A 9,999-nucleotide genomic window follows, 5' to 3' on the forward strand; every position below is an offset into this window, starting at 1 on the left:
AGGGTGGCCGCGGTGTGGCCCAGCTTCTCCAGCTCCATGTCCACACTGGTCAGTGGTGGCTGGCAGGCGAGGGTCATGACGTCCCAGTTGTCGAAGCCCACCAGCGCGACGTCGTCCGGCACCCGCCGGCCCGCCGCCCGGAGGCCGTCGGCCACGCCGCGAGCTATCTGGTCGCTGCCGCAGAAGACGGCGTCGAACTCGTGGGACAGCAGGATGCGCACGGCCTGCCGCCCCCACGCCTCGCTCCACTCGCCGAACAGCGGGGGAGCGACCAGCGCCAGACCCGCGTCGGCGAGCCGGGACGTGGTCGCGGTGGCCCGGACCAGCGCCGAGTGGTGGTGTTCCGGGCCGGTGATGTGGGCGATGCGCCGCCGGCCGATCGCGAGCAGGTGGTCGACGGCCTTCTCGGCCCCACCGGCCTCGTCGGGCACGACCGAGCAGTCCGCCGGGTTCGCCGAGTTGATGAACGCGTACACCACCGGGATCGGCAGGTCCGTCCCGAGCGGCGGCCTGGCCTGGGTGCGGCGCCCGGTCACGATGATGCCGTCCACCCGCCGGCTGAGCAGCGTGCGCAGGTAGTACTGCTCGCGGATCCGGTCGTCCCGGGCGTCGCAGAGGAAGACGGACATCTCGCCGGCGCCCAGCGCGTCCTCGGCCCCCATCAGCAGCGGGATGCTGAAGCGGCCGATCGTGTCCGTGGTGATCATGCCGACCGTGTACGTGCGCCCCGAGTTCAACGCCACCGCCGCCTTGTTCGGCTCGAACCCCAGCTGCTCGGCCGCCGACAGCACCCGCTGCCGCGTCTCGGTGCGCAGCGAGCCGCGACCGTTGAGCGCCTTGGACACCGTCCCGACGGACACCCCTGCCAGTAGGGCGACGTCGCTGATCGTGGCCGGCCGGTCCGCTCTGCCGACGGGGTTTCCGACGGTTTCCGTGGCTTTCCTCGGTGGCATCATCGCAGGGTACCCCGGGTGCGGCCGCGAACCGGTCAGTTCGCGGAAGATGGTGCTCTTGACACCCCCGCGCGGGTGAGCCTAGCGTGACGGAAACCGGTTTCCTTATTTTCCTCCGCACTCCTCGAAGCCCAAACTCCGCCAGTGGTGTCGGGAGGCACGATGAGTTCACGCACGCGGGCCGCGGTCGCGCTGTTAGCAGGCGCACTGGTTCTCGCGGGTTGCCAGAGCGGTCCGTCCACGTCCGCCGCGAGTGACACCGGATCCGTCGACGACGGCACGACCATCACCATGTGGACGCGCTCGCCGACGGCCACCTTCAGCCAGACCCTGATCGACGCCTACAACTCGAGCCACAGGAACAAGGTCAAGCTCACCGTCTTCCCGGCCGACTCCTACCAGCAGAAGGTCGGCACGGCCGCCGGCGCCCACCAACTCCCCGACGTCCTCGCCGCCGACGTCGTCTACGCCCCCAACTACGCCGCGAAGGGCGTCTACCAGGACCTCACCGCCCGCGTGAAGGAGCTGGACTTCGCCGACCAGCTCGCGCCGGCACACATGAAGACCGCCACCTACAAGGGCAGGTACTACGGCGTTCCGCACGACATCGACCTGTCCGCGGTGTTCTACAACAAGGTCCTGTTCACCCGCGCGGGCCTCGACCCCGACAAGCCGCCGGCCACCCTGGCCGAGGTGGTCACCGACGCCGAGAAGATCCAGGCGCTGGGCGGCGGGGTCAGCGGCTACTTCTTCGGCGGCGCCTGCCCCGGCTGCCAGCTCTTCACCAGCTGGCCCATGATCTGGGCCTCCGGCGGGGAGGTGCTCAACGAGCAGGGCACGGCGTCCACGATCGACAACCCCGATGCGGCGAAGGTGTACGGCGTGCTGCGCCGGCTGTACGACGAGGGCGTGGTGCCGGAGTCCGCGAAGAACGAGAACGGCACGACGTGGACCCAGCTGTTCGGCGAGGGCAAGGTCGGCATCCAGCCGATGGGCGCCACCGGCCTCCAGGGCATCAAGGAGGGACCGGACCTCCAGGTCGGCGTCGCGCCGATCCCGGGCCTGACCGGCGGTTCGTCGTCGTTCGTCGGCGGGGACGTGCTCGGCATCAGCGCGAACAGCCAGCACGCGGACGCGGCGTGGGACTTCATCTCCTGGACGCTGTCGAAGAAGGCCCAGGTGGACGTCGTGGCCAAGAACAAGAACATCACGGTCCGCGCCGACCTGGCCGACAACACCTACGCCAGGCAGGACCCGCGGCTCGGCGTGTTCAACAAGCTCGCCGGCGAGGGCCAGACCCCGATCTCGGTCAACTTCGGCAAGACCTTCAACGACCCCAACGGTCCGTGGACGCAGACGGTCATCGACGCGGTGTTCGGCACCGACGACCCGGCGACCGCGCTGCGCGACCACAACTCGGCGATCACCGAGTCCCTGTCGAGTGGCGGCTGACCCGTGGTGTCCTCTGCCGTGTCCCAGTCGCCACCCCGGGTGCCGGCGCCGACCTCCGCGGCGTCGGCACCACCCCGCCGCCGGCGGTCGCCGACGAACCGGACCCGGTTGGGGTTGCTGTACTCGGCCCCGATGGCCCTGCTGGTGCTGGTGCTGTTCGTCGTCCCGCTGGTGCTGCTGGTGTGGATGTCGTTCAACCACTGGCCACTGCTCGGCGCGTCCGAGCCGAACGGCGTGGCGAACTACAGCGCGCTGCGGGACCCCCTGTTCGGGCGCGCGGTCTGGTTCACGCTGAAGTACACGGCGGTCACCACGGTCGTGCTCGGCCTCGTCGCGTTCGGACTCGCCCTGCTCATCCAGCGCGACCGGCCCGGCGTCGGCGCGTTCCGCACGGTCTTCTTCCTGCCCAGCGCGGTCGGCCTGGCGTCCACGAGCTTCCTGTTCTACGGCCAGTTCAACACCGACGCGTCCCCGCTCAACCAGATCGTGGGCTGGCTCGGCCTCGGCCACGTCGACTGGCTCGGCTCGAACGGCACCGCGCTCGGCTCGTCCGTCGGCATGATCACCTGGCGCTTCGCCGGGTTCTACATGCTGATCCTGATGACCGGCCTGCAGAGCATCGACCCCGGCCTGTACGAGGCCGCGCGGATCGACGGCGCGAACCGCCGGCAGATCATGTGGCGGGTCACGCTTCCTCTGCTGCGGCCGACGCTGGCGCTCACCATGGTCCTGTCGGTGACCGGGTCACTGCTGGCGTTCGACCAGTTCTTCATCCTCACCGGCGGCCGCCACGACACCGCCACCGTCGTGATCGACATCTACCGCGAGGCGTTCCTGTCCCAGGACCTCGGCCGCGCGGCGGCGGTCTCCGTCGCGACCCTCGCCGTGCTGATCGTGCTGAACGTCGCCCAGCTGCGCCTGATCCGCCGAGAAGGGCGGTGACCATGCGCAGGACGGGGTTCTACGTCACCTGCACCGCGCTCGCCGTGCTCTTCCTGCTGCCGATGCTGTGGACGGCCTACTCCTCGGTGCACGGCCGCCAGACCGGGGGCACCGAGGGGTGGGGCGTGGACAACTACCGCCGCCTCGCCGAGTACGGCATCGGGATCGGCGGCTACCTGGTCAACACCCTCACGGTCTCGGTGGTGGCGGTGAGCGTGACCGTCGTGACGACGACCCTCGGCGGGTACGCCATGGCGCGCCTGGCCTTTCCCGGGCGCAACGTGCTCTTCCTCGTGACGCTGGCGATCCTGATGGTGCCGTACACGACGATCCTCGTGCCCCTGTACATCCTGCTCGGCTGGCTCGGGCTGCAGAACTCGCTCGTCGGGCTCGGGCTCGTCATGGCGGTGCTCCAGCTGCCGTTCGGGCTGTTCATGATGCGCAACTCCTTCGAGGCGCTGCCGGCGGAGCTGGAGGAGGCGGCGCTCATCGACGGCTGCACGGTGGGCGGCGCGCTGCGGCGGGTGCTGCTGCGCGGCGTGCTCCCCGGCATCGTCACCATCGCGTTGTTCTCGTTCCTGGCGGCGTGGAACGAGTTCGTCGCGCCGCTGATCTTCCTGACCGACGGCGACAAGCTCACGCTGCCGGTCGGGTTGTTCAACCTGTCCGTCGGCAACCTCGGTTCGGTCGACTTCGGCGCGCTGCAGGCCGGCGTGGCCACGTCCGCGCTGCCGTGCGTCGTCGTCTTCCTGATCCTGCAGCGCTACTACGTACGCGGTTTCACCTCGGGCGCCCTGAAGGGCTGAAGGAGTCTCGATGACCGACGGTCCCGTTCACCCCACCGCCACGGCCGTCTCGGCGCTGCGTCCGCTGCCCCTGTCGGACGTGCGCCTGACGAACGGCTTCCTCGGCGACTGGCAGCGCCGCAACGCCGTCAGGTCGCTGCCGTACTGCGTCGGCCAGCTCGACGCCGCCGGCGCGCTGGTCAACCTGCGCCGGGTCACCGGCGAGGCCGACGGCGCGTTCGAGAACATGTGGTTCGCCGACTCCGACGTCTACAAGACGCTGGAGGCCGCCGCGTGGCAGCTCGGCAGCACCCCGGACGACGCCGAGCTGCGGACCTTCGTGGACACCACCGGTGCGCTGCTCGCCAAGGCACAGGACGAGGACGGCTACCTCAACTCCTACCGCATGCTCGTCGAGCCGGACCAGCGGTGGACGAAGCTGCACCGGAGCCACGAGCTGTACTGCGCCGGGCACCTCATCCAGGCCGCCGTCGCCGCCGCGCGGGCCGGGGTCGGCGCGGAGGTCGTCACGGTCGCCCGGCGGCTCGCGGACCTGGTCGTCGAGCGGTTCGGCACGACGGACGCGGTCGACGGGCACCCGGAGATCGAGACGGCACTGGTGGAGCTGTACCGGGTGACCGGCCACGAGCCGTACCTGGCGCAGGCCAGGCGATTCCTGGACCTCCGCGGCCGCGGACTGCTCGACGGCGAGCGGTTCGGCCCGGCCTACCTGCAGGACCACCGGCCGGTGCGCGAGGTGACGGAGGTGACCGGGCATGTCGTGCGCCAGCTGTACCTGCTGGCCGGCATGGTCGACGTCGCCGTGGAGACGCACGACGACGAGCTGATGGCCGCCGCGCACCGGCTCTGGGACGACGCGTTCGGCGCCAGGACCTACGTCACCGGCGCACAGGGCTCGCGGCACCGCGACGAGGCGTTCGGCGACCCGTACGAGCTGCCGCCGGACCGCGCGTACGGCGAGACGTGTGCGGCGATCGCGAGCTTCCAGTGGAACTGGCGGATGCTGCTGGCCACGGGGGAGCCGAAGTACGCCGACGAGATGGAACGCGCGCTGTACAACGTGATCGCCGGCTCGACCGCGCTCGACGGCACGCACTTCTTCTACTCCAACACGCTGCACCTGCGCACCGGCCACGACGGCTCGCACGAGGACGCGCCGTCCGGCCGCCTGCCGTGGTACTCGTGCGCCTGCTGTCCACCGAACCTGGCCCGGCTGCTGGCCTCGCTGTCCGGCTACGCGGCGACCACCGACCACAGTGGACTCCAGCTCCACCTGTACGCGGCCGGCACCATCCAGACCACTGTGGACGGTGTCGAGGTCCGCGCCGAGGTGCGCACCGACTACCCCTGGGACGGCCGGGTCGTCGTGGCGCTCACCACCGACGCACCGCTCACGCTCTCGCTGCGGGTGCCCGGCTGGGCGCCGGCAGCCCTGCTGGACGGCGCACCGGCCGAGGTCACCGACGGCTACGTCCGCGTCCGGCGGGACTGGTCCGCCGGCGCCACCGTCACGCTCGACCTGCCCATGCGGCCGCGCACCGTCCGGCCGCACCCGCGGATCGACGCCGTGCGGGGCTGCGTCGCACTGGCCCGGGGGCCGCTCGTCTACGCGCTGGAACAGGCCGACCTCCCCGAGGGCGTCACGCTCGAGGACGTGCGGATCGACCCCGCCGCGGACATCGTCCCCGGCCGCCTGCCCGACATCCCCGTCACCCTGACCACCAGCGGCACGGTCGAGCGGCCGTCGTCCGGCGAGCTGTACCCGACCGAGGTCGAACCGACCGGCGAGCCGGTCGAACTCACCGCCATCCCGTATTTCCTGTGGGGCAACCGGACTCCCGGCCCGATGCGGGTCTGGATACCTGTCACCACGGGATAGTCCCCGCACCCCCTGCACCCCTGCGAGGTACCCGATGTCACGACGAAGTCTCCTCGGGATCACCATCACCACCGCGGTCGCCGCCGCGCTCCTCCCAGCCGTACCGGCCCAGGCAGCGGGCCACACGCTGGTGGTCGACGTCGCGGCGCCGTTCCGGCCGGTCACGCACGTCGCGTCCGGCGGGCTGTACGCGCTGGCCGAGAACAACCGGCCCGCCGACTCAACGCTGTTGCCCATCAGGATGAACACGCTCACCCAGCCGCCGCCCGGCGTGGGGCAGAAGCCCAACGGCCAGCCGCCCGGCGGTGACGCCCTCCTGGTCGCCCCGCAGGCCGACCGGGTCGGCGCGGCCGAGGTCATCCGCATGCCGGACATCTACCCGGACTTCCCGTATAGGTGGGTGAGCTGGGACGACTGGCTGTCCAAGGTGGACAGGATGGTGACCGCCCGGCTGGCCTCCACCTCGGTGAGCGACGTGGCCGCGTGGGAGATCTGGAACGAGCCGGACTGGACCTGGGACACCGCCGCGGCCGGCGACTTCAACGCCGGCTGGACGCGGACCGTCCAGCGCATCAGGACCCGGGACACCATCACCCCGGTCGCCGGCCCGGGTTACTCGGGCTGGAACGCGAACAGCATGCGTGCGTTCCTCACCAACGCCAAGAACACGGGCACGCTGCCGGACATGGTGGTCTGGCACGAGCTGAACCACAGCAGCGCGGCCGTCGCGGCCGACGTCGCGGCCTACCGCTCGCTGGAGTCGTCGCTCGGCATCAGTCCCCGGCAGATCTTCATCAACGAGTACGCCTGGACCGACGAGGTCGACGTGCCCGGCCGGGTGGCCAACTACATCGCGAAGTTCGAGCGGGCCGGGGTGTACGCCGCCGACCGCGCGTTCTGGTTCGAGTACGGCACGGTCAACGGGCTGGTGGTCAACAACAGCCAGCCGACCGGCACGTGGTGGCTCTACAGGTGGTACGGCGACATGGCCGGGCAGATGGTGCGCACCACCCCGCCCGCGCAGTCCGGCATCGACGGCTTCGCCTCCTACGACTCGACCCGCAGGCGCGTGGACGTCGTGTTCGGTGACGAGGCCGGCACGAACTCCGTGCGGCTGACCGGTCTCGGCGCGCTGGGGTCGAGCGTCCGCGTCACCCTGGAGTCGACGCCGGCGTCGGGCCGGTCCACCGCGGTGACCGCGCCGACCACGATCGCCAACACCACCGCCGCCGTCTCGGGTGGACAGCTCACGGTCTCGGTGCCCAACATGTCCGCGACGAGCGCGTACCACCTCGTGGTCCAGCCGACCAGTGGCGTGCCCGACTACCAGCAACGGTACGAGGCGGAGAACGCGTCGGTCTTCCGCGCTTCCCGGCTGGCCGCGTCGAACGCGTCCAACGGCGGTTACGTCGGCCGCATCGACAACTCGGGCGACCCGCGCGGCGACAGCTACGTGGACTTCGTCGTGAACGTGCCCAGCGCGCGGGCCTACACGATGACCATCGGCTACGCGAACGGCACCGGCGCGACGTCCACACAGGGCCTGGCCTACAACGGCGGCGCCTGGTCGACGGTCAGCTACCCGCCGACCGCGGGCTGGGCCCAGTTCGGCACGGTCTCGACCACGGTCACCCTCCGCGCCGGCTACAACGTGATCCGGCTGGCCAAGGGCGCGCCGTTCTTCGTCGGCGGCACCGGCTACGCGGAGCTCGACTACATCAACCTGACCTGACACCGCCACACCGAGAGCACCGGCCGCGGGTTCCCTGGCCGGTTGCCATGAATTGTTAACGCTAACATAGTTGAGAGGACTCGACGATGCGTCCACTCCCCAACCGGCCGCGCGCGGTGGCGCGGCCGGCGATCCTGGCCGTGCTGTCCCTGGCGGCCGGCCTGCTCGCCATCCTGGCCCCCGGTCCCGCCGACGCGAGCCAGACGCCCACGCCCGCTCAGGACCCGCCGGCCAGGACCGTGCGCGTCTGGTTGCTGCGGCCGTCCGACGTGCCCTACGACCAGCGCTACCCGGACGGGATCGCCGCTGTGATGCGGGAGGCCCAGCGGTACTACCAGCAGGAGCTGGGCAGGACGTTCCGCCTGGCGGACCCGGTCGTGCAGGTGGTGACCGGCGAGCACGTGAAGAGCTGGTACGAGAACACGCCGAACGGCGGCGACCGCTACTGGTGGGCCGTGTTCAACATGCAGCAGGAGCTGCTGCGCAGGTTCGACGTCAAGGCGCCCGACAGCCGGTGGATCAACGTCGGTGAGGTCATCGCCGAGGGCCTGGGCGCGGGCGGCGGGGGTGGCGGCGGCTGGGTGATCCTCTGCCAGCACGACGCCGACGGCGCCGCGGGCATCAACGGTCCGATGAACCGGTGGTACGGCGGCATGGTCCACGAGCTGGGCCACGCGTTCGGCCTGCCGGACTCCACCTCGACGGACGGCACCCCGATGTCCGCGTCCTTCTACGCCTACCCGAACACGCACTTCAACCAGAGCCAGAAGACCGCGATCCTGACCGGTCCCTACGGCACGTTCCTGAGCTAGGCACAGCCTGTCCTAGGAGGACACATGAGACGGCTCGCACTGTTGACCACCGCGCTACTGGTGGCCGGGGCCGCGGTCGCCGCGCCGGCCAGCGGCGCGCCACTGGCGGACACGTTCCAGGGCATCCCGAACCTCGCGCCGAACGCGTGCCGCAACTCCGGCCTGCCGCGCTCGTACGGCACCAACTTCCAGACGCCGAACGACCCGAACGGCCGGGGTTTCTTCAACACCACGGCGATCGGCTGGGACGGCAACTACTGGCCCGTCACGGCGTTCCTGTCCGGCTCGTTCTTCGCCCGGGGGGTCAACTCGACCTTCAACGGGCTGTGCGGCGGCATGTACACGTTCAGCGCGTACAACTTCGGTAGCGCCCCGGCCGCGCAGTCGGTGCAGTGGACCGAGGACAGCGGCTACCTGCCGGCCATGACGACCACCCGCACCTCGGGCACCGTCGGCATCACCATCAAGAACTTCGCCAACCGGGTCACCATCGGCGGCAACGCGTTCGTGCTGGTCTACACCCGCGTGTCGGTCAGGAACAACGGCTCGTCGCCGGTGACGGTCCCGCCGGGTGGCGCCGGCCCGAACCTGGTGCGGCTGACCAGCTCCGCCCTGGACACCGTCGCGGCGGGCCAGACCAGCAACCACGACTTCGTGGTGGCGGTGGACAACTTCGGCAGCGGCGCCGCGCTGCCGACCGGCACGGCGCTGTCGTCGAACGCGCCGAGTTACGACACCGCCTACAGCCAGATGGCGTCGTACTGGAACTCGCGGCTCGCGGAGCTGAACACCTTCAGCCTGCCCAACACCACGCTGCCGAACACCGGCAGCCTGGCCAACCCGGGCACCGCGATGGTCAACGCCTACAAGGCCGGCACCATCTACAACCTCATGATGCAGGTCGGCGAGGCCGAGTTCAGCGCGGCGAACAACTACGCCTGGCTGCTCAACCACGACGTACCGGGCGAGCTGACCGCCAAGTTCGAGACCGGGGACTACCACGACGGGCGCAACCTGCTGCTGACCGGCCGCATCTCCGAGGCGACGAACTTCGACGAGGTCGGCGCCAACTGGTACTGGGACGGCGTCTGGAAGACGATGGGCTCGTGGGCGACGTACCTGGCGAAGACGAACGACACCGCGTTCGTCAGCCAGTACTTCCACGACGACTCCGGCGGCAGCAGCCCGTGGGGTCCGAGCCTCTACACCATCGCCCGCAACCGCTACCCCGCGCAGCTCGCCTCCGACGGCACGCTCGCGACGAACTTCGACAACGACTCCACCGGCCGCTGGCTGTTCAGCAACTTCTCCGCGCTGCAGATGCTCGCGTCGTACCGCTACATCGCCGGCCGGATCGGCCAGAGCGGCGAGGCGAGCTGGGCGGACACCGCGTACACCAATCTGCTCACCTCGCTGAACACGG

Annotated in this window: 7 protein-coding genes and 1 pseudogene; 7 read left to right on the top strand and 1 reads right to left on the bottom strand. The window is 70.4% G+C overall.

Features of this window, described 5'->3' with window-relative positions; all coding sequences use genetic code 11:
- Nucleotides 1–953 (bottom strand): LacI family DNA-binding transcriptional regulator (locus tag ACJ73U_RS06030; RefSeq protein WP_407776522.1); only part of this gene is annotated, 953 nt, incomplete at its 3' end.
- Between the two features lie 162 nt (nt 954–1,115).
- Between ACJ73U_RS06030 and ACJ73U_RS06035 the strand changes: the two genes are divergently transcribed.
- The 7 genes and pseudogenes from ACJ73U_RS06035 to ACJ73U_RS06065 form a co-directional block, all read left to right on the top strand.
- The gene (locus ACJ73U_RS06035; protein WP_407776523.1) at nt 1,116–2,405 is read left to right on the top strand and encodes an ABC transporter substrate-binding protein; all 1,290 of its coding nucleotides are present in this window, start codon (nt 1,116–1,118) and stop codon (nt 2,403–2,405) included.
- Nucleotides 2,406–2,423: 18 nt separating this feature from the next.
- A complete protein-coding gene (locus ACJ73U_RS06040) occupies nt 2,424–3,347 on the top strand; it encodes a carbohydrate ABC transporter permease (protein WP_407776524.1) in 924 nt (307 codons plus the stop codon).
- Between the two features lie 2 nt (nt 3,348–3,349).
- Nucleotides 3,350–4,153 (top strand): carbohydrate ABC transporter permease, encoded by an 804-nt coding sequence (locus ACJ73U_RS06045; RefSeq protein ID WP_407776525.1) that lies wholly within the window; start codon nt 3,350–3,352, stop codon nt 4,151–4,153.
- Nucleotides 4,154–4,163: 10 nt separating this feature from the next.
- On the top strand, nt 4,164–6,032 hold the full coding sequence (locus ACJ73U_RS06050) for a glycoside hydrolase family 127 protein (protein ID WP_407776526.1): 1,869 nt from the start codon (nt 4,164–4,166) through the stop codon (nt 6,030–6,032).
- 34 nt (nt 6,033–6,066) lie between these two features.
- Nucleotides 6,067–7,764 (top strand): carbohydrate-binding protein, encoded by a 1,698-nt coding sequence (locus tag ACJ73U_RS06055; protein ID WP_407776527.1) that lies wholly within the window; start codon nt 6,067–6,069, stop codon nt 7,762–7,764.
- Between the two features lie 86 nt (nt 7,765–7,850).
- Nucleotides 7,851–8,576 (top strand): hypothetical protein, encoded by a 726-nt coding sequence (locus tag ACJ73U_RS06060; RefSeq protein ID WP_407776528.1) that lies wholly within the window; start codon nt 7,851–7,853, stop codon nt 8,574–8,576.
- Between the two features lie 24 nt (nt 8,577–8,600).
- Nucleotides 8,601–9,999, top strand: a pseudogene (locus tag ACJ73U_RS06065) (hypothetical protein); the annotation flags it as partial.

Source organism: Actinophytocola sp. (assembly GCF_045807065.1).
Lineage (GTDB): Bacteria > Actinomycetota > Actinomycetes > Mycobacteriales > Pseudonocardiaceae > Actinophytocola.

Coding starts and splice junctions, on each gene's coding strand:
- ACJ73U_RS06055 (WP_407776527.1), top strand. CDS start 6,067: ATGTCACGACGAAGTCTCCTCGGGATCACCATCACCACCGCGGTCGCC.
- ACJ73U_RS06035 (WP_407776523.1), top strand. CDS start 1,116: ATGAGTTCACGCACGCGGGCCGCGGTCGCGCTGTTAGCAGGCGCACTG.
- ACJ73U_RS06045 (WP_407776525.1), top strand. CDS start 3,350: ATGCGCAGGACGGGGTTCTACGTCACCTGCACCGCGCTCGCCGTGCTC.
- ACJ73U_RS06060 (WP_407776528.1), top strand. CDS start 7,851: ATGCGTCCACTCCCCAACCGGCCGCGCGCGGTGGCGCGGCCGGCGATC.
- ACJ73U_RS06050 (WP_407776526.1), top strand. CDS start 4,164: ATGACCGACGGTCCCGTTCACCCCACCGCCACGGCCGTCTCGGCGCTG.